Source organism: Pseudomonas sp. ICMP 561, assembly GCF_002699985.1.
In the GTDB taxonomy this organism is placed as follows: domain Bacteria; phylum Pseudomonadota; class Gammaproteobacteria; order Pseudomonadales; family Pseudomonadaceae; genus Aquipseudomonas; species Aquipseudomonas quasicaspiana.
Map to the genome: position 1 here is coordinate 95,726 of NZ_LKBT01000009.1, position 23,761 is coordinate 119,486.

The following is a 23,761-nucleotide window of genomic DNA, read 5'->3' on the forward strand; positions in this document are numbered from 1 at the left end:
AACGTCATTAAAACGCCACCAGGCCTGACTGTCTTTCATGATTTTGTAGTCAGACTCCGGCACATCTATAGTTGCCGTGTTGTGAAATTCATTCGCTATGCATAACAAGACCGAGGTTGCTGAATGCCGCTCGCCACGTTGATTCGTCGCTCCAGTCTGCCTTGTCCTGAGGTCAGCGCCGAGCAGGCACTGCTTTTGCTGGAGCACCATTACGGACTAAGCGGCACGCTGAAAGAACTCGGCAGCCAACAGGATCGCAACTTTCTGCTGGATACCGGTGAGCAGCGATTTGTGCTGAAGATATGCTACGGGGATTATTCCGCGCTGGAGCTGGACGCACAACATGCAGTGGGATCCGCGTCACGCTCAGGCCGTGATCAAGCATCTGTTGCCAGTCATTGATAACGAAGACGAACGTGCTTGTCTCGCGCAAGCAGCTGAACAGGTGCAGCAACGTTTGATCCCGAAGTTGCCAGTGCAACCGGTGCACCTGACGACAGCCGCGGCGCTTCATGCGCCGTTCGACGGTACGCTCAGGCTGACCGCCGACGCGGCTTTGTTATTGGTGGGCGATCAAATAAGCTTGAAAATCTGGGGTGCAGCGCTGGAATTGACGCCGGGGGCCAGCGTTCTGGCCGGTGAGGTGATCGGCCACGGTAACGGCTCACTGTTGCTGCAGCTGTGTTCCGCTCCAGACCTGAGTCCGCCACTGTTCACAACGCCTTCCTGGGCAGATGCATGGCAGGTGTTGTGTCCTTCACCGGCTTCGCTGTTGGGGTTTGATTGCGACGCACCTTCACTGCCGGATTCCGCAGAATTGCTGGCGCGTCGCGATGCCCGTTTCGCTCGCTCGCAAAAGCATTATTACCAGGCATCGCCGCAGATCGAGCAGGGCGTGGTACCGGACATCATTACGATGGCCAAAGGCATGGGTAACGGTCATCCATTGGGGGTCGTGATTACCCGTCGCGAAATTGCCGAAGCGTTGGAAGCTGAGGGGTATTTCTTCTTCTCGGCGGGCGGCAGTCCGGTCAGTTGCCGGATCGGCATGGCGGTGCTGGATGTCATGGAAGAAGAAAGGCTCTGGGAAAACGCAGAAACAGTGGGCGGGTATTTCAAGGCCCGGCTGCAAGCCTTGATCGACATCCATCCACTGGTCGGTGCCGTTCATGGCATGGGCTTTTATCTGGGCGTTGAATGGGTGCGTGATCGCCAGAGCCTGGAGCCCGCGACCGAAGAAACAACTTACCTGTGCGACCGGCTGCGGGATCTGGGCATTTTCATGCAGCCAACCGGCGACTATCTGAACATCCTGAAAATCAAACCACCGATGTGCACAACCCGGCAGAGCGTGGACTTTTTTGTGGACAGTGTGTCAAAGGTGTTGGCTGAGTTGGAGTGATCGCTGACGCCCTCGCGGCGGAAGGCTCTCTCATAAACAACATGCAAATTACTGGATTGAAATACATTTTCTGTAGGAGCTGCCGAAGGCTGCGAAGCATTTTTTCTGAGACGCTGCGATCGCAGCCTTCGGCAGCTCCTGAAAATATAAATTGCAGATTTGTATCGATTTTTAAGGTTGAAATATATTTTTATTTCCTGTTTTTAGCTTTTAAACCCGATTTTTATCGTCTATAAAGTCGCCAACTATCGATTTTCGATTCGACGCCTCACTGGAGTCCTGATCACCCATGACCACTATCAACAGCACGCCACGCGCCGACGGTTTCCATATGCCCGCTGAATGGGCTCCTCAGACCCAGACCTGGATGGTCTGGCCTGAACGTCCGGATAACTGGCGTCTGGGTGGCAAGCCGGTTCAAACTGCCCACGTTGCGGTTGCCAAGGCCATCGCGCGCTTCGAGCCAGTGACCGTTGCAGTTTCGGCTGCCCAGTACGACAACGCGCGTGCACGCCTGGACGTGCCTAACATCCGTGTCGTGGAAATCAGTAACGACGACGCCTGGGTGCGTGATACCGGGCCAACCTTCGTGATCAACAATCAGGGCGAAGTGCGCGGCGTGGACTGGGACTTCAATGCTTGGGGCGGTTTCGACGGTGGTCTGTACGCTCCGTGGAATCTCGACTCCCAGCTGGCGAGCAAGGTGCTGGAAATCGAGCGATGCCCACGCTATGTGACCCCAGGCTTCGTTCTGGAGGGCGGTTCGATTCATGTCGATGGCGAAGGCACGCTGATCACCACCGAGGAATGCCTGCTCAACCGCAATCGTAACCCGCATCTCTCTCGCGAAGAGATCGAAGCGATCCTCAGCGCCAACCTGGCTGTGGATAAAGTGATCTGGCTTCCTGATGGGCTGTTCAACGACGAAACCGACGGGCATGTCGATAACTTCTGCTGCTACGTACGACCGGGCGAAGTGTTGCTGGCCTGGACCGATGATCCCAAAGACCCCAACTACTCACGTTGTCACGCGGCGTTGGGTATTTTGGAAAACACCCGGGATGCCAAGGGCAGGGCATTCGTCGTTCACAAGATGCCAATCCCGGGTCCTTTGTTCGCCACCGAAGAAGAATGCGCGGGTGTCGATCAGGTGCATGGCAGCCAGGAACGCAACCCATCGGTGCGCCTGGCGGGTTCTTACGTGAACTTCTTGATTGTGAATGGTGGGATCATCGCCCCCAGCTTTGACGATCCGATGGACGGAAAAGCCCTGGAAATACTGCAGCAGCTGTTTCCGGAGCACGAAGTGGTCATGGTTCCGGGGCGCGAATTACTGCTGGGTGGCGGCAATATTCACTGTCTTACCCAGCAACAGCCAGCGCCTCACCGGGCCTGAATTACGAGGCGCGGTTACATTCGCGTTACATAGTTGGCTTCGTTCTTGCTGTGATCAAGCCCATCCAGGTGATGGGCTTTTTTGTGGGGTTACGTTTCTGACGTTTGCCTTCTGGATGGGGCGACGGCCGGTTTTGAAACGTTCTCCACTTAGCCTTTCTGTCACAAAGGGTCAGTACATTGAGCCCCTCACGACTTAAGAGGTTGTCCTATGAACGCAGGTCTAGAGCATCGCGCTCGTAATTTGTCTGCTAGTAGCGAAGCGCGCCAGATGATGGCTGACTGGTTAAGGACGACCAGTATGCGCAAACCTCAACGCCCGGATGTGAGGCAGATGCTTTTGCAGCGTTACCCTGCGGGGCTCTTCAATGAAGCCGAGCTTGAAGCGCTTCTGAGCGTACTCAAGGATGAAAGCCCCTCCAAAAGCGATCCTTCCGGACAGTTATAAGCATAGAAAGTTTCGCAAATTGACAGTTTTATGACCGGCGGATACGATTTGCGTCCTCCGCCTGTGGCCATTGCGCCATGTACGTGCATCAGTAGTCCACTGCGATGATTTCGTGCGGGCTTCACGAATATGACATTCGGAAGCCGCAGACACCCCTTGGGTTGTCGCCACAGTGCGCGATCAAATCAGCAGAAAAAGGACAACTGGAAATGCTTAACAAACGGATTAGTTTGCTTGCACTGGGTCTGATCAGTGCTGGCCAGGTCATGGCTGACAGCCAGGCAGACTCCAAAGGCTTCGTTGAAGACAGCCACCTGAATCTTGCACTACGCAACGCTTACATCAATCGCGATTACAAAAAGCGTGAGCCAAACTCTGATCGTGCAGAGTGGGGCCAGGCTTTCACCGGCGCATTCGCCTCCGGTTTCACTCAAGGCACCGTTGGCGTGGGCGTTGATGCATTCGCGCTCTACGGCATTCGTCTGGACGGCGGCAAAGGCCGCAGTGGCGCTCCCGGTATCGACTTCTTCAAGCAAGGCGACAGCGGCGCGGCTGCTGATGACCTCGCTCGTGCGGGTGCCGCAGTCAAGGCGCGTATCTCCAACACTGTCATCAAGTACGGCGATCAAATGCCAGCACTGCCAGTGCTGAGCTATGACAACGGTCGTCTGTTGCCAGAAAGCTTCACGGGCACGTTGATCACTTCCAAAGAGATTGATGGTCTGGAGGTCAACGTGGGTCGCTTCACTCAGGAAGCCCGCAAGTCTGCCGAAGGGCGTGACAGCGGTGGCCTGAAAAGCATCAACGTTTACGGCGCCAGCTACAAGTTCACCGACGAGTTCACTGCCGCGTTCTACGCCTCCGACAACGAGGACGTATTCAAGAAGCAGTACGTGAACCTGAACTACGTGTTTGCCTTGGCACCTGACCAGTCGTTGACGTTCGACTTCAACGGCTACAAAACCAAGATGGACAAGGATTACTCTGCGTCCACTCTGGCGGGCGACCGTGACAACAAGATCTGGAGCCTCGCGGCGACCTGGGCTGTGGGCATTCACTCCTTCACCCTGGCTCACCAGCGCAGCACCGGCGAAACCGGCTACAACTACAGCGGCTACCAAAACGACGGCGGCTACGGTGATGGCGGTAACACTATCTATCTGGCCAACTCGTACTGGTCTGACTTCAACGGCAAGGACGAGCGTTCGTGGCAAGCAGCCTACGGCATTGACCTGTCCGGTCTGGTTGCTCCAGGTCTGAGCTACAAAGCTGCCTATGTGCGCGGCAGCAACATCGATGACGGCACTGACCGTGGCAATGGCACTGAGCGCGAAATCTTCAGCCAGCTGACTTACGTGGTACAGAGCGGCCCGGCCAAGGACTTGTCCCTGCGTCTGCGCAACTCGTTCCTGCGGGTGTCTGATAACGCCAGCGGTTACAACGTTAACGGCAACGAAACCCGTATCTTCGTTGACTACCCGATCAACGTTTTCTGATACCGCGCAATCTCGCTGTAAACGCATGACCGGTGGGAGCGAATTCATTCGCGAAGAGGCCAGTACATTCAGCGCAAATTGCGTCTGCAGTGATACAGCTTTCGCGAATGAATTCGCTCCCACAATCGATTGGGCTTCAGGTCCGGCTACTATGTGCTTCACCCCAGCCTGACTCGGTCACTTCATTGACTACCCGATCAACGTTTTCTGATGCCGCGCCCAATCCCGTTGTAAGCGCATGACCGGTGGGAGCGAATTCATTCGCGAAGAGGCCAGTACATTCAGCGCAAATTGCGTCTGCAGTGATACAGCTTTCGCGAATGAATTCGCTCCCACCATTTATTGGGCTTCAGGTCCGGCTACTATGTGCTCCACCTCAGCCTGACTTGGTCACTTCATTGACTACCCGATGAGCGTTTTCCGATGCCGCGCAATCCCGTTGTAAGCGCGTGACCGGTGGGAGCGAATTCATTCGCGAAGAGGCCAGTACATTCAGCGCAAATTGCGTCTGCAGTGATACAGCTTTCGCGAATGAATTCGCTCCTACCATTTATTGGGCTTCAGGTCCGGCTACTATGTGCTTCACCTCAGCCTGACTCGGTCACTCTCATGGCCCTCGCTGCACCTCCCGACCTTTCTGATACTGCCGTGCCCGTGCAACCTCTGGCGCGTACCTATCCGCGTGGGCGTTTTATCGAGCCTCATGAGCATGTATGGGGTCAGGTGCTGTACGCCACCTCCGGGGTGATGTGGGTGGAAACGCCACTGGAAGCTTTAGTCGTGCCGCCACAACGTGCAGTGTGGCTGCCGCCGGGCGTGATACATGGCATTCGCGTCGTCACTGATCTGGAGATGCGCAACATCTACCTGCGTCCGGCCATTGCCGACACGCTGGAAAAAACCGTGCAGGTCTTTGAAGTGGGCCGTCTGTTGCGCGAGCTGATTCTGGGGTTGGTCGCTCAGGCCGATGATCAAGAGTCGGATTATTACGACGCGCTGGTAAGCCTGGCACTTCTGGAGTTGCAACGCGCAAAGCGTTCGATTCTGAAAATCCCCATGCCGGACAACTCGGACCGGCGCTTGCTGAGTCTCTGTCAGGCCGTGATGAGTGAGCCGTCACTGGACATACCGTTCGAGCAACATGCTGAAAATGCCGGAGCCAGCTTAAGAACCCTGGCGCGTCTGTTTCAGGGCTCATTAGGGATGGGCTTCGCTGAGTGGCGTCGTCAGGTGCAACTGGCGACCGCGGTGGCTGAAATCATTCAGGGCGTACCGGTCAGCACTATCGCGCGATCACTGGGTTATTCGCCTAGCAGCTTCAGCGACATGTTCAAGCGCGAGTTGGGTGTGGCGCCTTCGCAGTATTCTGCGGGTGATCGCTAGCCACGCAGCACCGCTCCCACATGGAACTGTGTTTGCATCCACCCTGACCGATATTCAGAAGTCCTTGGCCGATAGCTTTTTTCTCCCATCCCTAAACTGGGTGCATGAGCAATTTATGCACGGGGTTCACCATGAGTTACCTCATCTCCATCTTCATTGGCATCGCCGTAGGCCTGCTTTACGGCGCGCTTGATTTCCGCTCGCCCGCACCGCCCGCTGTCGCACTCGTTGGCCTGACCGGCATGTTGCTGGGCGAAAAGCTGTGGCCAATGGGCAGGCAACTGGTGGCCTCCTGGTTTTCCTGATCATTCATTTCCTACTCAATGGAGGCTTCCATGAAGGCCCTGCAGTTCTCCCGAACCGGCGACCTCGCCGCTCTGCAATATGTCGACCTGCCCACGCCTGTGCCCGCTCAGAATGAAGTGCTGATCGAGGTCAAAGCCGCAGGCCTGAACCCCAGTGATGTTAAGAACGTACTTGGGCGTTTTCCCTACACCACCTTGCCGCGGGTGCCGGGGCGGGACTTTTCGGGCGTGGTCATTGAAGGCCCTGACGACCTGTTGGGACGGGAAGTGTGGGGCACGGGTAAAGAACCAGGCTTCTTCCGCGACGGCTCTCACGCTCAGTTTCTGACCTTGCCCGCCAAGGGCGTTGCGCTCAAACCCAAGGCGCTGAATTTCAGTCAGGCCGCCAGCCTTGGCGTGCCTTACACCACAGCGTGGGATGCTTTGCAACGCAGCCTGGTCAATGCCGACACACGCTTGCTGGTCATCGGGGCTAACGGTGCTGTGGGCAGTTCGGCGTTGGCATTGGGCAGGATTCTCGGCGCGCGCGTACTTGGTGCGGTACGTCGCCCGGAACACATTGCCACGCTGCAAGAGCAAGGCTTCGACGGCATTGTGCTGGGCAAGCCTGAAGAGCTGGCGGCGCAGGTCAACGGGGTTTTCCAGAGCGGTGCCGATGTGATTTTCGACACTACCGGCTTCTGGCTTCCAGCTGCGGTGCCTGCATTGGCAACCTTCGGCCGTATCGCCATCATCGCGGCACCCTTGGACGGCCATGTGCAACTGCCTTCACTAGCGCTGTACCGTAAAGGCGGTTCGGTGGTGGGGATCAACTCGCTGCTTTACGACTGCCAGGCCTGCGCGAAGATGCTTGATCAGTTCGGTCGATTCTTCGACGAAGGCAGCTTGCCGCTCCCGACGGGGTTGGTCGAATCACCGTTGAGCGAAGGGCCGGCGCGGTACGAAGAGGTTAATGAGGGCGCGGGGGAGAAAGTAATTTTGTTGCCGTAAGGCGACTTTGATCAGCAAGCGCAAGACCGTTCATGGCACTGCACTGTCTTGCGACAAACAGTGGATCTGTAGGAGTGAGCTTGCTCGCGATTCGAGTTTTTGGTAGTCGAAATTATCGCCTGAAAAGATGCTATCGCGAGCAATCCGGATCGCCACCCCCGCTAAAACCGATTCAACGACATGAATTGCGAGTTGCGCGAAATCCCCCACCTTTTTAGTGACCCCCATCACAAAATTTTCCCCTTGTAGGAACTTTCTTCGAATGAGGGGTCTGTTTCAGCATTGATACACCTTGTTAAATTTGCCAACGATTGCTGGCACTTTGCTGCTATCAGCTGGCATCTAGCCGGTATCTAAGCTTCCACTTCGCGGTTGCTGTTTCTTCTTCCTGCTCGGGCACTTCCCATGCCTGAGACATATCGATGGAATGTTTATGTTTGCCTCCCCACGGACGTGGCTGCATTCGTGCGCCTTATTGTTTGCTATCGGCTCGCCTGTTTTTGGCGCGACTGTGCCGACCCCGGGCGATCAGGACCTGATTCGTGATCGACAGAACCGGCTGATTGAAGAACAGCAACGCCGACTCAAGGAGCTCAAGGAGCTGCCCGGCTCCAGCGCTGAGCAGGCTAAACCGGCCTCGCCCGAGGATGCGCGCTGCTTCCCGATAAAAACCATTGAGCTTCAGGGTGCCGAGCGCCTGGGTGGTGTTGATCGCGATCGGCTGCTCAAGCCCTATATGGATCGCTGCCTGGCCGTGGCTGATTTGAACGAGCTGCTCAAGGCCATTACCAATTACTACCTCGATCAAGGGCTGGTCACCAGTCGTGCGTATTTGCCACAACAGGACCTGTCCAAAGGGCACCTGACGGTACTGGTGGTGGAAGGCAAGCTTGAAAGCCTGAAAGGCGCGCCAGGCAGCACGGTATCTGAGCGCGAACTGGCGATGGCGTTTCCGGGGGCGACAGGTGAGGTCCTGAACCTGCGCGAAATCGAGCAACTGGTGGACCAGCTCAATCGATTGCCGTCCAGACAGGCTCAGATGGAGCTGGCGCCAGGTAACGAGGTGGGTGGCAGCGACGTACTGGTGCGCAACGAGCCACAGAAGCCCTGGCGCGCAAGCCTGTCGCGCAACAACGATGGGCAGAAAAGTACCGGCGAACAGCAGGTCAATGCCGGGCTTGAGTGGGACAGCCCGCTGGGCATCGCCGACCAGCTGATTGTGCGTGGCGGACACGATGTGGTCAGCGATCACCAGTCCACCTCCAAAAACGGCATGCTCTATTACAACGTTCCGTATGGCTGGTGGAACTTCAGTTACACCTACAGCCAGAGCGACTATCGCTCGCAGGCCCAAGGTGACGGTTTCAGCTTCAAACAGAGCGGAGACAGCCAGAATCACCAATTTCTCGCCGAGCGTCTTATCCACCGCGACGCCGTCAGCAAAACCTCGGTCAGTGCCGGGCTGGCTCATTTGCGCACCAACAACTACATCGACGACGCCCGACTTGAGGGCAGCAGCAACCGGATAACGGAAGCGCAGTTCGGCATCAACCACGGTCGGCGGATCGGCAACTCTTTCGTCAACCTTGACCTTGGCATGCAGCAGGGCATCGGCGCACTGGATGCACAACAGGATGATCAACGGCGCGACGAATTGGGCAACCTGACTCCCACGCCGCGCTACCGCAAATACACCGCCACCGCGAGTTATCTGCTGCCGTTCAACTGGCTGGGCGAGTCCTTCAGTTTCAGCAGCCTTGCGACGGGGCAGCGCAGCGAAGACGTGTTGTTCAGCTCGCAACGTATCAGCGTCGGTGGCAGCTCTTCCGTGCGCGGCTACAAAGATCAATTCCTGTCCGGCTCCAGTGGCGGCTACTGGCGTAACGAGCTGCGCTGGACCCGGCCTGTGACGCTGGACTGGCTGCGCCCCGCCTTTAGCCAGTACGGCACCAGCGTCGGTTACGACCAGGGTGTGGTCAGTAATGACCGGTACAGCGGTGGTTTCAACGGGCGCGTATCGAGTAACTCTTTGCAACTGTTCGCCAGAGGCGAGCACGTCAGCGCCAGCGTGACGTTCGCCCATTCGCTGGAGCGCCCAAGCGTGCTCACCGAGCGCGAAGCCCCGATCTACTTCCAGGTCGACCTGTTTCTCTAATTAATCAAATTTGTTGCCGCGAGACTTCGAAAATGGACGTTCATCAATTTGCACTTCTGGCCCGCCAACCTTCTGCTGAGTTGAAGCCACGCAAGCGCTTTTTAGGCGTGTCCAAGCGTGCGTTGGCGTTGCTGATGGTCAACGTCATGTTTTGGCAGCCGATCTGGGCGCAGGCGGCGGGCGGAGTTGCAGTCAGCGGCGGCACCAACACCAGCGTGGGGCAGGCCGCGAATGGCGTTCCGGTGATCAATATTGCGGCCCCCAATGCGGCGGGGCTGTCTCATAACCAGTTCAAGGATTACAACGTCGGCAAGGAAGGCGTGATCCTCAACAACTCCACCAGTGCTGCACAGAAGACTCAGTTGGCGGGCTATATCAACGGCAACAGCCAGTTGGGCGGCAAAGCAGCAGGCGTCATCCTTAACGAAGTCAACGGCGGCAGCGCCAGCCAGCTCAATGGCTACACCGAAGTCGCAGGCAAGTCGGCGCGGGTCATTATTGCCAACCCTTACGGCGTGACCTGTAACGGTTGCGGCTTCATCAACACGCCTCGTGTGACCCTCAGCACCGGTAAGCCAGTGCTGGACGGCAACGGCAAGCTTGATCGTTTCGAAGTCGATGGCGGCAGTGTCAACATCGAAGGCGATGGCCTCAACGCTGACAATGTCGATCAGTTCGACATCATCACCCGTTCGGCAAAAATCAACGCCAACATTTACGCGAAACAGCTGAACGTCGTCGCGGGCGCCAATGACGTTAATGCTGACACCCTGGCCACCACTGCACGTGCGGGCAACGACGCCGAAAAACCAGCGTTGGCGATTGACTCGTCGGCACTGGGTGGCATGTACGCCAACACCATCAAACTGGTCGGCACCGAGAAAGGTGTCGGGGTAAAACTGGCTGGCGATATGGCTGCCAGCGGCGGCGACATGCAAATCGACGCCAACGGCCATTTGACCATGGCCAAGGCGGCCGCCAGCGGCGCAGTCAACGTCAATGCTGCCAGCCTTGATGCACAGGACTCGATCTACGCCGGTACTTCGGCAAACGTGCAAACCCGTGGCAGCCTCAAGAACCAGAAGGTCCTGGCCGCCCGTGACCGCATCACACTGAGCAGTGGCGGTCAGTTGACCAACAGCGGCACTGTTCAGGCGGGCATCAACCCCGACAACACCCGCAACGCCACCGGTGATGTCAGCCTGAATGGCAAAAAGATCAATAACACCGGCAACGTCGTCGCCACCCGCAACCTCAGCGCCACAGCAGAGCAATCGCTGACAAACAGTGGCGCGATCCAGGCCACCACCGCTGCCAACAGCGCCGCTGATACCGGCAATGTCAGCCTCGCCGGAGCATCAGTCACCAATACCGGCAGTGTGGTTGCCAGCCGCAATCTCACGACCACCGCTTCGCAAACCGTAGACAACAGCGGCGTGTTGCAGGCGGGTGTCAACGCGGATAACTCCCGCAATGCTATCGGCGACATCAACCTCAACGGCCAAACCGTCACCAACACCGGCAGTGTGATTGCCAGCCGCAACCTGTCGGCAACGGCCGGTCAATCGCTGGTCAACAATGGCGGCATCTTCGCAGCCGGTCAGACGTTGATCGCCACGACCTCGTTACTCGATAACCAGAACAACGGCCAACTGCTCAGCGATGGAGGCATGACGCTGACGGCCGACAGTCTGCTCAACGGTTCGGACGGTTACATCAGCAGCGGCGGAGGGATGACCATCCGCGCAGGTGCAATCAACAACCGCGCAGGCCTCATCGAAAGTGGCTCAACTCTGGATCTCGGCGCGTCCACCCTGGACAACACCAACGGGCAGATTCGTTCCCTGGGGCTTACAGGTAACAGCCGCTTCGCCATTGCTGGCCTGCTGGATAACAGCGGCGGCGCACTTGAGTCCGCTAACACTGACCTGAGCCTCGCCGCTGGCAGCTTCCAGAACCTCAACGGCAGCATTCTGCATGTTGGCACCGGCGCACTGGATGTCTCCGGGCTGGCCCTCGACAACGCGGGTGGCAGCCTGGTCACGCGGGGTGGTTTGACGTTCAACAAAGCCGCCTGGACCAACAGCAGCGTGATTCAGGCTGCCAACCTGACGCTCGATGTCGGCAACTTCCAGCAAACCGCAACGGGTCAACTTCTGGGGACCAACAGTTTCGTCGGCAGAGGCGCTAACTGGTCAACCAATGGCGTCATTGCCAGCGATGGCCGCGTGGATCTGACCCTCACCGATCAGTTGACCAACAGCGGTCGCATCACCTCGGCAACCAGCGTGGGCGTCAACGCACCACGGGTCAGCAACCTCGGCACCCTGGCTGCAGGCCAAGTACTGACGGTCAGCACTGGCAGCCTGCTCAACGACCACGCGCTGATTTTCAGCGGCGGCAATATCAGCCTGCAGGTTGATGAACTGAATAATGTTGCATCCGACATCTACGCGATGGGCAACTTGCTTGTCGATCGTGATGGTCTGGGCGGGCTAGCCACCAGCATCACCAATAGCTCCTCGAACATCCAGGCCGACGGCACTCTGAGCCTGGCGGCGAGCACCATCAAGAACATCCGGACCATTCTGACGGTCGAGTCGGGAATCTACAGCGCCTCGATTACGCCTACCGCGTGTATCGAAGGGCAGACGGCTGGCGACTGTGAGGGGGGCAAACAGAACCGGCCTTTCCTGATCAGCCAGCGTGATCATCTGGCCGTTACTGAAGCCAGCGCGGCCTCAAGCATCACCTCCGGCGGCAGCATGCTGCTCACTGGTGGGAGTCTGCTCAACAGCAGCAGTAGCATCGCTGCGGGAGGCAACCTCACCGCCATCTTTGATGATCTCACCAACACCGCGATTGAAACCCACGACACCCAGACCGACCGTGTTTTTGTAACAGAGCGAACCCGTAGCCCTGGTTTCATGCGCCGACTGGCCAGTGCGTTTACCCAGAAATACTCAATCGACAGCCCCGGTTACAACAAAAATGATTTGGGCGGTCTTGAAGCCGCGCTTGCCACCTTCATCGGTCGCACTGAAGGCGAAAAGCCCGACTTCGCGAAGACTACCCAACTGGCAGCACCTGACCAAAGCTACTCCGCCATCATTCAGGCGGGCGGCGCAGTCAACGTTCAGGCCAAAAACGGCATCGACAACTCCGTCGTGCGCGGTGGCTACACCTACGTGGGCAGCGGCGCAAAAACCGACACCAGCGAGCCGGGTTACTCCACCGTCGTCGCGCTTAATCCTCAACTGGCACCGGATCTGGGTCAGCAAGCGGTCAACCCGATAAACCTGCCCGGCTTCCAGCTGCCCACCAGCCAGTTCGCCTCCAACCCGCAAAAATACCTGATCGAAAGCGATCCGGCGTTTACCAATCTGGGCCGCTTCCTGAGCTCGGATTACATGCTCGACAAGCTGGGCTACAACCCGGACGAAGCCCAGAAACGTCTGGGTGATGGTTACTACGAGCAGAAACTGATTCAGCAAGCCGTCATCGCCCGCACCGGCCAGCGTTTCATCGACGGCCAGACCAGCGATGCAGGCCTGTTCAAATACCTGATGGACAACGCCATCGCCAGCAAGGACGCCCTCAACCTGTCAGTGGGCGTAAGCCTGACAGGCGAGCAAGTCGCAGCGCTGACCCACGACATCGTGTGGATGGAACAGCACGAAGTCTCGGGTCAAAAAGTACTCGTGCCTGTCCTGTACATGGCCCAGGCCAATAACCGTCTGGCCCCCAACGGTGCATTGATCACCGGCAACGACGTCTCCCTGTTCAGCGGTCGTGACCTCAACAACAGCGGCACCCTGCGCGCCACCAACAACCTTGGCGTCAGCGCTGGCGGCAACCTGACCAACTCAGGCCTGGTCGAAGCGGGCAATCTGCTGCAAATGCGCGCTACCAACAATCTGACCAACACCGCAGGCGGCGTCATTGCCGGGCGCAACGTCGACCTCGTCGCCGTCAATGGCGACCTGCTCAACGAGCGCAGCGTCACCACGCACCAAAGCGACAGCGGCTACCGTTCCGAGCGCACCCAGTTCGTCAATAACGCTGCACGCATCGAAGCCGCCGACACCCTGACGATGCAAGCCAAACGCGACGTCAACAGCATCGGCAGCGTGATCAAGAGTGGCGGCGACACCACCATTCAGGCCGGACGCGACGTCAACATCGTCTCCGCCCAGCAAGAAAACAGCGGCGCCGTCGGCACGCGTTCCACCCGCCAGAACATCACTCAATACGGCTCCGTTGTAGAAGCCGGTCGCGACTTCCAGGTCGTCGCCGCCCGCAACATCAGCGCCGTCGCCAGCCAGATCAGCGCCACGCGCAACCTGACTCTGGACGCCGCCGAAAACCTCAACATCGCCTCCGCGGCGGATGAGCAGCATTCGTACAGCAAGAGCAAAAAGGTTACGGCTCAGGAAGATCATGTGAGCCAGGTGTCGAGTGTGCTTAAGGCGGGTGGCGACGTAGCGCTGCGTGCCGGGCAGGACATGGCGCTGGTGTCCAGCAAGATCACGGCCGGTAACCAGGCATATGTTTACGCTGGCAACACCCTGAGCCTGCAGGCCGCTCAAGACAGCGACTATTCGCTGTACGACATGAAAAAGAAGGGCAGCTTCGGGTCGAAGAAAACCCAGCGTGACGAAGTCACCAAGGTCAACTACGTCGGCACCGAAATAACCACAGGCGGCAACCTTGTCCTGGCCAGTGGCGGCGATCAGCTTTACCAGGTTGCCAAGCTCAACAGCGGCAAGGACCTGACGCTGGAGAGCGGTGGTGCGATCACCTTTGAGGGTGTGAAAGATCTGCATCAGGAGAGTCACGAGAAGAGCAGCAGCAGCCTTGTCTGGAACTCCATGAAGGGCAAAGGCCATACCGACGAGACCCTGCGTCAGAGCCAGTTGATTGCCCAAGGTGCCTTGGCTATCAAGGCGGTCGATGGCTTGAAGATCGATGTAAAGCAAGTAGATCGGCAGACGGTAAGTCAGACCATTGATGCAATGGCCAAAGCCGACCCGCAACTGGCGTGGCTCAAAGACGCCGAAAAACGCGGTGATGTGGACTGGAGGCAAATCAAGGAGGTCCACGACTCCTTCAAGTACAGCAACTCCAGTTTGGGCCAAGGCGCAATGCTGGCGATCATTATCATCGTGACGGTAGTGACTGCCGGCGCTGGAACGTTCGCTACAGCGGGCGCTGCGGCAGGTTCGGCTGCCAGCGGCGCGGCTACAGCAGCCAGTATATCTACTGCCACCGCAGCAACGATAGGTACTGCTGTGGAAGCGGCAACAGTGGCGACTTTGACGTCGATGACTTCCCAAGCCGTTGTCAGTACGATCAACAATAAAGGCAATCTCGGTGGCGTTTTCAAAGATACATTTAGCAGCGACAACCTGAAGGGGCTTGCTATCACCGGCGCTACCGCTGGTTTTACCGCGGGTGTAATCGACCCTAACTTGGGCGGTACGACCAAGCCCTACAACAACCTCACCAAGGGGTTTGATTTATCCTCACTTAACGATGTGGGTGGTTTCGCCCTCCATGCAGGCGCACAAGGCGTCGCTTCCGGAACCATCAAGACAGCCATCAACGGCGGTAGCCTGGGAGACAACGTTCTTGATGACCTTGTCTATCAGGCAGGCAATGTCGCGGGGGCAATCGGTTTCAACTATGTCGGCACCTACGCGCAGAATGAATACCTGGCTGCCGCAAAAGCCAATGACGCGGTAGGTAAAGCACTCTGGGATGAAGGTGGCGCAGCGCGTACGGCGATGCATGCCTTTATGGGCGGAGCCATGTCCTCGGCCACGGGGGGGGACTTCACTACGGGTGCGGTTGCCGCGGGCGCAAGTCAGGCGATGGCCAAGGTCTTGAATGAGACTTTTCAGTCACATCCTGAATTCCGAGAGGGCGCGTCACAAATTGTCGGCTTGACCGCTGCTGGCCTAGCCGGTGGTGATGTCAATACAGCCTCGAGAGTTGCGCAGATCGCGGACCAGTACAACCGCCAACTGCACAACAACGAAAGTGCTGTGCTCACAAAGCTCCGTGAGGAAAACCCTGCAAACGCTGATCGCTTGGACGCGGCAGCTTGTGCATTGGTGAAATGCAGTGCCTCTGTTCCAGTTGGGGGGGATGGATACGACAAACTTCTGAAAATGGAAACCGATGGCGCTGGCTATACGGCTGAATTGAATCAACTGAAAGCCACAGGCGTGTTCGGCGAATACTCGAAATGGGATAAGGCTAACGACGCACTGCTGAAGAATGACGAGTCTATCAAGCGTAGTGGCAATGCCAGTGCTGCCATCGCTGGTGCGGCTGCAGCTGCGGGTGGTTATGCAGGCGCCGTAATGACAGCTCCTGCGTGTCTTACTATCATCGGTTGCACACTTCCGGCACTTTCCCTGGCGGGTGGTACTTATTCAGCCATGGAAAGCCTGGAGGCAACCCGGCAAATCTTCGCGCCTTATAAGGGCACACAGGGTGCCACTGTCCTGGCGTCGATGGATATTAACACCTATCCCGGCGACGTCAGTCCGATTATTGACTACGGGACTACGGCTGCTAAAGTCGCAGCGGGGGTCGCGCTCGGGAGGTTGGGTGGCAAGCTCGCGTCGGGCGAGTACAGCCTGCTGAAGGTCGAGGGGAAAGGTGCTGGCAGTGCGGTAGATGATGTTGCGGGTGGTGCGAAAGTGTCGGGTGAAAAAACATCCGGCAGGGAAAGCGCAGGTGGCGCTGGGAAAACTGGCGAGGGGAGTTCTTCAAAAAATCCAGAGTCCCCTCACCCATCGCCAGACGCAGAAGCAGGGTTTAGCAACCTTCCCAAAATGTGGGATGTGCCCGACACAACTATTAGTAAGTTTCCGCAGAGTTGGGCGGCCTCACCGAATAAAAAAGGCGTCGGTTTCAGATGGCAAGATCCAAACAATAAAGGAAACGGCGTTCGTATCGATAAAGGTGAGCCTAGTATCAGTCAGCCCACCCAACAGGTAGATCATGTTATCGTTAGATCTAATGGGCAGGTTATTGGCAGAGATGGAAAGCCAGTGACCGGATCGATCAAAGAAAATGCGGAACAAGTTCATATTCCATTAAGTGAGTATAAAAAATGGAAAAGTTGGAGCTCTCCGAATTAAAATTTCCCGCGATGAGAGATGAGTTGATCTCTTACTTGATGGGGTTGTCGAGCGCTGAGTATCAAAACAACGCTTGGGTTGCTAGAGAAGACCCAGATTTAGCTTATGATGAGTTTAATTATGTTGTGCATTTTTTGTATGATGACACTGATCTAGCGACTGATGCCAACTCGTGGGTCGGATTGATATTTAGGGCGGAAAGTGAAGCGCTCGCTATTTCTGAGGTTGTGCGTAGCTTGGACGTAATATTTGAAAAATATGGTACCGCTCTTTCCGATGCTGAGTATTTGACGAAGCCCGAATGGGCTTACGTCATTGAGTCATCTAAAAATGCACTGCTGGAGCTTTCCTGAGCACGGAGAGGCGCCATTTAAGAGAGTAAGTCGGGGTCAGACCACGATAAACAGCATTGAAGTCGCATTGCGCCGGGATCAGATTGCGATGAGACAACAAGCTCTTTAATAATTCGGCATTTATTTTTGTGATTATCCGATGTTCTCCCGCAACGTCAAGTGCCATGTTCCTAACAGGTGCGGATACTAAGCAGGTGGCTTCAGCCTTTTTTAATAGTTATCGCTAGCTCTGAATACGCGCCTATGCCAACAACCGCCTAGCCCCCAATGGCGTCCTGATCACTGGTCGTGATGTATTTAATGGTGGTCTGACCCCGATTCTCCCCGAAACGGCTATACCACGTTCGTGGGCCAGGAAACGCTCAAGAACAAAAACCGAGAATCGCAGCAAACCGCAGCCGCCAGCCACATTGATGCGGGTCAGGATATCGTCGTCAATTCCGGGCGCGATATCACTCAGCGAGGATCAGACCTCTACGCTAAAAATGACATCGCTCTGCAGGCCGGTCGCGACATAACGATCGATGCAGCCGGTGAGCGCAGCGAAAGTGCCAGCAGCCAAAGTGCCAAGCGCAGCGGTACGACCACTACTGTCAGCTACAACTACGGCAACATGGTTGACGCCGTTAACGGCGCAGGTAAAGGCGAGGACAACACCAGCAAAGCCTCTAGCACCTTGAAGGCCGTAGACGGTGTGAACCAGTTCTTCTCCGGCCCGACCGCTGACGGCAGCATTGGCAACTCCAGCCAGAGTCAGTCGGTAAGCCAGGTTATTAACAGTAACCGCGGCTCAACAATGGTCGCGGGCAACGACATCAGCGTGCTTGCTGGCAATGACGTCACTGTCCGTGGCAGTAATTTCCAGGCAGGCCGTGACATCAACGTCCAGGGTCGGGACGTCACCTTCGACGTCGCCAAAGGCAGCCAGGACAGCGAGGGTGAACAGACCCAAAGCAAAGGTGGGCTCAAAGGCGGCACCACTGGCGGCTTCAAGATCGGCATCGGCGGCAGCACCGGTATTGCAACGCAGGAAGGCATGCAGGGCACGTCCCAGGCTTCGCAACTCAAGGCTGGCCGTGACATTAATCTTGAAGCCCGTCGCGACCTCGCACTGATCGGAACTCAGGCCGCTGCAGTCAGAAACTTTTACCTCAAGGCCGCCAACGACCTCACGATTCGTGCCGCCCAGAATGAGTCCTCCAGCCAGGATGACCGCCACAGCGGCGGCGCTGAGGGCGGTATCGCCGTTGGCCCGAGCGGGATCGGTTTCTATGCCAGCGTAAACATTGGTCGAGGCGAACTGGATCGCGAGGGCAAACAGCAACAGGGGGCTTATCTTCTCGCGGGCAATCAGCTCGGGTTTGAAAGTGGCCGAGACACGACAATCGCTGGCGCTCAGCTAAGCGGTAAAGACGTGACTGGCAACGTGGGTCGCAACCTCAGCGTCTCGTCAGTTCCCGACACCGGGAAGGCCAGCGGCAAGCAGTTTGACGTCAGCGCCACTGTCGTTGTCGGCTACGGCGCGTCTGTCAGCGGCTCTGTCGGCTACGGCAAAACCGACGGCAAAACCAACTGGGTTGGTAATCAAACCTCGATCACTGCGCAAGACAAACTCGACATCAAAACAGGTGAGCATACCCAGCTCGACGGCGCACTCATCGCGTCCAACACCGGCAACCTGAAACTGGATACCGGCACATTGGGCTTCAGTGACATCGCCGGTCAGGACAAAGAGCGCTCCTACTACCTCAATGTGGGCGGCAGCTACGGCCTCGAAGGAGGCCAGCCACAGCAAGACTCCAGCCAGGTGAGCAAAGGTAATTCAGGCGCGAATGGCTGGAGCGTAGAAGGCTACAACTACGAAAAAGACCGTCAACAAATGGTCCGGGGCACGATTGGCGCCGGTGATATCGTCGTCCGTCAGGACGCCGTTACTGGCAAGGACTCGACTGCTGGCCTGAATCGGGATGTGAGCAAGGCGTCCGAGATTACGCGGGACGAAGAGAATCGCACTGATTTGTATGTGACCAAGTCCTCTACCGATGCAGTGCTGAGTCCGGTTGAAACGGTAAATGGCTGGATCGGCGACGCCCAACAATACGGAACGCGTCAGGGGCGAGTTCTCGCCGACGGCGTGAATGGAATTCGTGCCTCTACGCTGACGAACGAAGACATTTCTGCCGAAGCTAAACAGCTGCTGGGTGTAGAGCAGTCTCTCGCATTCGGTAAGAAACTCGTGGCTGGCGGCATGGCTTTTGGAGCCCTTGACGGCGTATTCACTGCGCTGGACAACATGGCCAAGTCGGCGGCTGCGCTTGAGAACTGCGGCGAGAAATGCATACAGCGGGTTGAAAATAATAGCGTTACACCTTCGGCCACCTCCGGCCCAGGCCGCACGCAGGAGCTGCCAGCCAGCCCGGTCAATCCTGAGGAATTTAATATCCTCATGGAGGATGCTGCCGAGTTTTCGCAAACGATACCGGTCACGCAGATTGAAACAGCGATAGCGATGGCGCAGGTCGTGATGGGGCCGATGAAATTCATCATCAGCACCGCAGCCAGCTATGCGGCCAAGCAAGTCGTCGGGGACCAAGTTGATGAGTTAAAAGATCAAGCCGCCATCAAGCTGGTTTCTTTCTTCACCCCTCTGACTGAGGCTGACGTCGTACGTATCGACGCGCTGGCTAAAGAGGACTACGCGAACAAGGTAAAGGGCGCGGTGTTCGATGGCAGCACTGAGCTCATTGGCGCGAAGTTTGTGGTCGACACTGCAGTGCAAACTGCTATTGGCGGCATCGGCAAGGCGGGTGGTAGGATTATTGGGGTTGTGGGGGAGAGAGAGACAAAGGGCGCAGGTGCTGAGGTAAGTGATGTTGCTGTTGTCCGGCCATCGCACAAGCAATCCGAGGTAGATGTTGGAACTGACATTGGTCAAGGTGCTCGCCCACAAGTTAGTTACAAAAATGGAAAAGAGGCACGTTACGGAACATCCGGCAGTGTTCGTCCAGACTGGTGTGTAGGTGACGTATGCAGCGTTGAAGTGAAGAACTACAACATTGCAAAAAATCAAAGCGGGTTGATTAATAATGTTTCCAAACAAGCCATCCAGCGAGCTGAAAATTTACCGAAGGGAATGCAGCAGCAAGTCGTTATTGATGTGCGTGGCCAGATGATAACTGTAGACCAAGAAAGAAATATAATTAAAGGTATTGTTCAGAAGTCGAATGGAGCAATCAAGCCAGAAGCCATTGAATTTAAGAGGAACTGATGAAGAGTGTAGGTTTTCAAGGTGGTAGCTCAATTTTTGAGCTTGGCATGGCTTCGGATATGGTTTGCTTTTTTTCTGTGGTTAGAGAAAAAACTGAGCTATCAGGAAGTGATCTTATTATATTAGATCGACTGTTTCGTCGCTATTTGCGCCTTGAGGATTTAAAGGGGGCGACGATTTTTATGTTGAAGTCCAAAGAGTGCTTGTCTGGCATTTCTAACTGCATTATTGAGTTGGAGAGTTTGGGGTGGGTTTCAAGTAATAGTTGCTTAGATACGACATGCTTAAATTATGCGGAAGTATTCAGTAAGTATTTCGACGGCTTTGAATATTGCGTTGATTCAGCTAAGGGGTTCTATGAGGACTGGGGAGTATACAAGCCTGTCAGAACGATTGTTTGTGATATGCCTGATTACATGATCGAAAAACTTCGGCCATTACATGAGTATGACAATCTTGGTCCTAATGATTCGCCATTCTGGCTGCGTTAGTTTTTATTTGACCATTTCTATGTGACTGAGGGAACTGGGGGCAGACCACGATTGTTTTCATAATCGCCACACCCTTGGTTCAGTACATTTGAATGTTTTTGATGTTTGATGGAGTAAATCGGGGTCAGACCACAATAAAATGCATTGAAGTCGCATTGCGCCGGGAATAGATACGGCGAGATAACAAGCTCTTTAATAATTCGGAATTTATTTTTGTGATTATCCGATGTTATCCCGCAGCGTCGAGTGCTATGTTCCTAACAGGTGCGGATACTAAGCAGGTGGCGTCAGCTTTTTTTAATAGTTATCGCGAGCTCTAAATACGCCACTATGCCGACAACCGTCTGGCGCGCATGGCGCCCTGATCACCGGTCGTGATGTGTTTAATGGTAGTCTGACCCCGATTCTCCACAATGCGTATCTCACTGATATTCAGAATTTGACAGGTCGGCAGTTTACGCCTCAACAGTTGGACCTCTTGAAGGCCGACCTACGTCAAAATACGTATACGCGTCTATCCAAAGAAGAGGTGGAGTTGAACCGGATTGATTTTGACAGGAAATTGCCAAGTATCCGAAAAGAATGGGAAGCAAATACCTGACAAAGTTGGCCCAAGGAAACCTACACTGATGGGTCAGGCGTTGAGAGAGTCAGAAGTTATGATGCTCACCATGTGATTGAAAATAAATTTGGAGGGAAGGCTGAATGGTGGAACATTACACCCGCTTTGCGAGGTGTCGAACACCAGGGCGGCATTCATAGAGCGCAAGGTCCAGCAGAAAAAATATTTGGTAGATAATGATGAAAAACTTAGAAGAAGCACGGCAGCTTATAGACGCCATCACATCCGCTGAGCTGTATGAAGGAGACTTCGGTCATCCCATTTCTGACCGTGCAGCCATACTCATGGGTGTTGACGAGGCAGAGCAAAATAATGTGCCTAGTGACTATCTGGAGTTTCTTGCAGAGCTGGGAACCGGTGATCTCGACGCCGCCTTCTATGTAGACCCAGCGCCAGCTAAGTATTCCTCTATAGTTGGCAAAGAGGTGGAAGAATATAAGGGGATGTATGTAGTTGCAGGGAATCAAAGCGGTGTGTTGTATGCCTTTGACTGCGAAAACGATTGGTCTGTCGTAGAGATCAGCTCTGAAAATGATGGGTTTGCATGCGTATCGGTGAGCTTCTCTGAGTTTATATTAGCGAAGCTTAAATATATTAAAGAGCTTGTCGATTGGCGTGCTGCTCACTGAATCTTTTAATGAGCCTTGGACCTATCGGCTGGCGGGGCCAGACCGTGAAAAAAAACGGGGTCAGACTACGATTGTTTTCGTAATCGCCACACCCTTGGTTCAGTACATTTAAATATTTTTTGTATTTGACGGAGAGGCAGCAGTGAAAAAAGTGACACTCCTAATGTTGGTTGCGGCCTTGGCAGGATGCCAATCCAATGTCAGAAGCTCCGCACCCACGCTGCTCAAAGACGGCGTTCAACTGCAGCAAAAACAGGTGGTCGCGGATGCTGAGCACGCCAAGATCATCATGAGGTCCACCGGCTTCACTTATCCGGTTTTATTCTCGGTGCGCCGTTCTGCTGACCCTGATCAGCGCCCAGAGGTTCTGGGGCGTGTGGTCGATTCCGGTCGCGGCAAGGTTTTTGGCTGGATTGCCAAGATGAGCGAGGTAGCCAACAGCGCAGCAGTCAAGCGCTTCCCTCAACTCGAAGTACAGGCAGATCCCGGTCAATCCATAGAAGTGATTGGTGAGTCCAGGGTCATTAAGGACGGCGGGATTTTTCCTGACAGTGTTACGTACGACTGCGGCCCCATGCGCTCGACGTTCAAACCTGAAAAGCAGAAAACCTATCTGGTTGAATTTGTGATCATTGGAAAGGGCTGCGAACAGCATGTTTATGACGTAACTCAGCCCAATACGCGTGTGCCCGTCAGCACTGAGAATGGCGCGGGCCCGGTCTAGCCATCATGAAGCCCCGGCAGTTTAGTCATGGAGTAAATCGGGGTCAGACCACGATAAAAAGCATTGAAGTCGCATTGCGTCGGGAACAGATTACGGCGAGATAACAAGCTCTTTAATAATTCGGCATTTATTTTTGCGATCATCCGCTGTTCTCCCGCAGCGTCGAGTTCCATGCGCGTAACAGGTGCGGATACTAATCAGGTGGCTTCAGTTTTTTTAATAGTTATCACTAGTTCTGAATACGCCCCTATGCCAATCACCGCCTAGGCCCCCATGGCGCCCTGATCACCGGTCGTGATGTATTTAATAGTGGTCTGACCCCGATTCTCCTCCGTTCTGCTGACCCTGATCAGCGCCCAGAGGTTCTGGGGCGTGTGGTCGATTCCGGTCGTGGCAAGGTTTTTGGCTGGATTGCCAAGATGAGCGAGGTGGCCAACAGCGCCGCAGTAAAACGCTTCCCTCAACTCGAAGTACAGGCAGATCCCGGTCAATCCATAGAAGTGATTGGTGAATCCAGAGTCATCCAGGAGAACGGGCTTTTCCCAGACTCTGTTGTGTATGACTGCGGTCCCATGCGCTCGACGTTCAAACCTGAAAAGCAGAAAACCTATCTGGTTGAATTTGTGATTGTTGGGAAGGGCTGCGAACAGCATGTTTATGACGTGACTCAGCCCAATACGCGTGTACCTGTCAGCACTGAGAATGGCGCGGGCCCGGTCTAGCCATCATGAAGCCTCACCACTTCACCCATGGCGCAACCGCGTATGTGTTGGCCAACCCTGAGTAAATCGGGGTCATACCACGATAAAAAGCATTGAAGTCGCATTGCGACTGGATCAAATTAAGGTGAGATAACAAGCTCTTTAATAATTTGGCATTTATTTCTGTGATTATCCGATGCTCTCCCGCAGCGTCGAGTGCCATGTTCGTAACAGGTGCGGATACT

The 23,761-nt window shown here is 55.5% G+C and carries 15 protein-coding genes and 3 pseudogenes; 17 read left to right on the forward strand and 1 reads right to left on the reverse strand.

Annotated elements, in window-relative coordinates; translation table 11 throughout:
* Positions 1-123 precede the first annotated feature (123 nt).
* The 16 genes and pseudogenes from AO242_RS30095 to AO242_RS08820 all read left to right on the forward strand — a co-directional run bounded on the left by AO242_RS30095 (position 124) and on the right by AO242_RS08820 (position 22,815).
* Positions 124-402, forward strand: coding sequence for a hypothetical protein (locus AO242_RS30095; protein ID WP_373562203.1), 279 nt, complete (start codon positions 124-126; stop codon positions 400-402).
* A gap of 7 nt (positions 403-409) precedes the next feature.
* A pseudogene (locus AO242_RS08740) lies at positions 410-1,402 on the forward strand (aminotransferase class III-fold pyridoxal phosphate-dependent enzyme); the annotation flags it as partial.
* Positions 1,403-1,691: 289 nt separating this feature from the next.
* Entirely contained in the window at positions 1,692-2,798 is a 1,107-nt protein-coding gene (gene aguA / locus AO242_RS08745) for an agmatine deiminase (RefSeq protein WP_099268407.1), read from the forward strand.
* A gap of 300 nt (positions 2,799-3,098) precedes the next feature.
* On the forward strand, positions 3,099-3,245 hold the full coding sequence (locus AO242_RS30100) for a hypothetical protein (protein ID WP_373562204.1): 147 nt from the start codon (positions 3,099-3,101) through the stop codon (positions 3,243-3,245).
* Positions 3,246-3,454: 209 nt separating this feature from the next.
* A complete protein-coding gene (locus tag AO242_RS08755) occupies positions 3,455-4,741 on the forward strand; it encodes an OprD family porin (RefSeq protein ID WP_099268409.1) in 1,287 nt (428 codons plus the stop codon).
* Between the two features lie 609 nt (positions 4,742-5,350).
* On the forward strand, positions 5,351-6,124 hold the full coding sequence (locus tag AO242_RS08760; protein ID WP_099268410.1) for an AraC family transcriptional regulator: 774 nt from the start codon (positions 5,351-5,353) through the stop codon (positions 6,122-6,124).
* 131 nt (positions 6,125-6,255) lie between these two features.
* Complete coding sequence (locus AO242_RS08765) at positions 6,256-6,429, forward strand: DUF1427 family protein (protein WP_099268411.1); 174 nt, start codon at positions 6,256-6,258, stop codon at positions 6,427-6,429.
* Between the two features lie 30 nt (positions 6,430-6,459).
* On the forward strand, positions 6,460-7,419 hold the full coding sequence (locus tag AO242_RS08770; RefSeq protein WP_099268412.1) for a quinone oxidoreductase family protein: 960 nt from the start codon (positions 6,460-6,462) through the stop codon (positions 7,417-7,419).
* Between the two features lie 433 nt (positions 7,420-7,852).
* A complete protein-coding gene (locus AO242_RS08780) occupies positions 7,853-9,574 on the forward strand; it encodes a ShlB/FhaC/HecB family hemolysin secretion/activation protein (protein WP_099268414.1) in 1,722 nt (573 codons plus the stop codon).
* Between the two features lie 32 nt (positions 9,575-9,606).
* A complete protein-coding gene (locus AO242_RS08785) occupies positions 9,607-16,728 on the forward strand; it encodes a two-partner secretion domain-containing protein (protein ID WP_257153400.1) in 7,122 nt (2,373 codons plus the stop codon).
* Entirely contained in the window at positions 16,701-17,081 is a 381-nt protein-coding gene (locus AO242_RS08790; protein ID WP_099268415.1) for an SCO4402 family protein, read from the forward strand. Before AO242_RS08785 ends, AO242_RS08790 begins: the two co-directional genes overlap by 28 nt.
* Positions 17,082-17,427: 346 nt before the next feature.
* Positions 17,428-17,769 (forward strand): annotated as a pseudogene (locus tag AO242_RS29645) (hemagglutinin repeat-containing protein); the annotation flags it as partial.
* A 6-nt stretch (positions 17,770-17,775) separates the two neighbouring features.
* Entirely contained in the window at positions 17,776-20,349 is a 2,574-nt protein-coding gene (locus AO242_RS29540) for a hemagglutinin repeat-containing protein (protein ID WP_257153403.1), read from the forward strand.
* Positions 20,349-20,840 carry a hypothetical protein gene (locus AO242_RS08805; RefSeq protein ID WP_099268416.1) on the forward strand — a complete coding sequence of 164 codons (492 nt, stop codon included), beginning with the start codon at positions 20,349-20,351 and terminating at the stop codon, positions 20,838-20,840. The genes AO242_RS29540 and AO242_RS08805 overlap by 1 nt, the downstream gene beginning before the upstream one ends.
* A gap of 801 nt (positions 20,841-21,641) precedes the next feature.
* The gene (locus AO242_RS08815; protein ID WP_099268445.1) at positions 21,642-22,091 is read left to right on the forward strand and encodes an SMI1/KNR4 family protein; all 450 of its coding nucleotides are present in this window, start codon (positions 21,642-21,644) and stop codon (positions 22,089-22,091) included.
* A gap of 142 nt (positions 22,092-22,233) precedes the next feature.
* Positions 22,234-22,815, forward strand: coding sequence for a hypothetical protein (locus tag AO242_RS08820; RefSeq protein ID WP_099268417.1), 582 nt, complete (start codon positions 22,234-22,236; stop codon positions 22,813-22,815).
* Here AO242_RS08820 and AO242_RS29385 read toward each other — a convergent pair.
* On the reverse strand, positions 22,812-22,988 hold the full coding sequence (locus AO242_RS29385; RefSeq protein ID WP_176560590.1) for a hypothetical protein: 177 nt from the start codon (positions 22,986-22,988) through the stop codon (positions 22,812-22,814). The genes AO242_RS08820 and AO242_RS29385 overlap by 4 nt on opposite strands.
* A 159-nt stretch (positions 22,989-23,147) precedes the next feature.
* On the opposite strand from AO242_RS29385, the pseudogene AO242_RS08825 reads away from it, so the two are divergent.
* Positions 23,148-23,537 (forward strand): annotated as a pseudogene (locus AO242_RS08825) (hypothetical protein); the annotation flags it as partial.
* Between the last annotated feature and the right edge of the window lie 224 nt (positions 23,538-23,761).

Excerpts from the sequence above, each read along its gene's own strand:
- AO242_RS08770 (WP_099268412.1), top strand. The coding sequence starts at position 6,460 with ATGAAGGCCCTGCAGTTCTCCCGAACCGGCGACCTCGCCGCTCTGCAA.
- AO242_RS08785 (WP_257153400.1), top strand. The coding sequence starts at position 9,607 with ATGGACGTTCATCAATTTGCACTTCTGGCCCGCCAACCTTCTGCTGAG.
- AO242_RS08780 (WP_099268414.1), top strand. The coding sequence starts at position 7,853 with ATGTTTGCCTCCCCACGGACGTGGCTGCATTCGTGCGCCTTATTGTTT.
- AO242_RS29385 (WP_176560590.1), bottom strand. The coding sequence starts at position 22,988 with ATGGAACTCGACGCTGCGGGAGAACAGCGGATGATCGCAAAAATAAAT.
- AO242_RS30100 (WP_373562204.1), top strand. The coding sequence starts at position 3,099 with ATGCGCAAACCTCAACGCCCGGATGTGAGGCAGATGCTTTTGCAGCGT.
- AO242_RS08765 (WP_099268411.1), top strand. The coding sequence starts at position 6,256 with ATGAGTTACCTCATCTCCATCTTCATTGGCATCGCCGTAGGCCTGCTT.
- AO242_RS30095 (WP_373562203.1), top strand. The coding sequence starts at position 124 with ATGCCGCTCGCCACGTTGATTCGTCGCTCCAGTCTGCCTTGTCCTGAG.
- aguA (WP_099268407.1), top strand. The coding sequence starts at position 1,692 with ATGACCACTATCAACAGCACGCCACGCGCCGACGGTTTCCATATGCCC.
- AO242_RS08815 (WP_099268445.1), top strand. The coding sequence starts at position 21,642 with ATGAAAAACTTAGAAGAAGCACGGCAGCTTATAGACGCCATCACATCC.
- AO242_RS08790 (WP_099268415.1), top strand. The coding sequence starts at position 16,701 with ATGGAAAAGTTGGAGCTCTCCGAATTAAAATTTCCCGCGATGAGAGAT.
- AO242_RS08760 (WP_099268410.1), top strand. The coding sequence starts at position 5,351 with ATGGCCCTCGCTGCACCTCCCGACCTTTCTGATACTGCCGTGCCCGTG.
- AO242_RS08755 (WP_099268409.1), top strand. The coding sequence starts at position 3,455 with ATGCTTAACAAACGGATTAGTTTGCTTGCACTGGGTCTGATCAGTGCT.
- AO242_RS08805 (WP_099268416.1), top strand. The coding sequence starts at position 20,349 with ATGAAGAGTGTAGGTTTTCAAGGTGGTAGCTCAATTTTTGAGCTTGGC.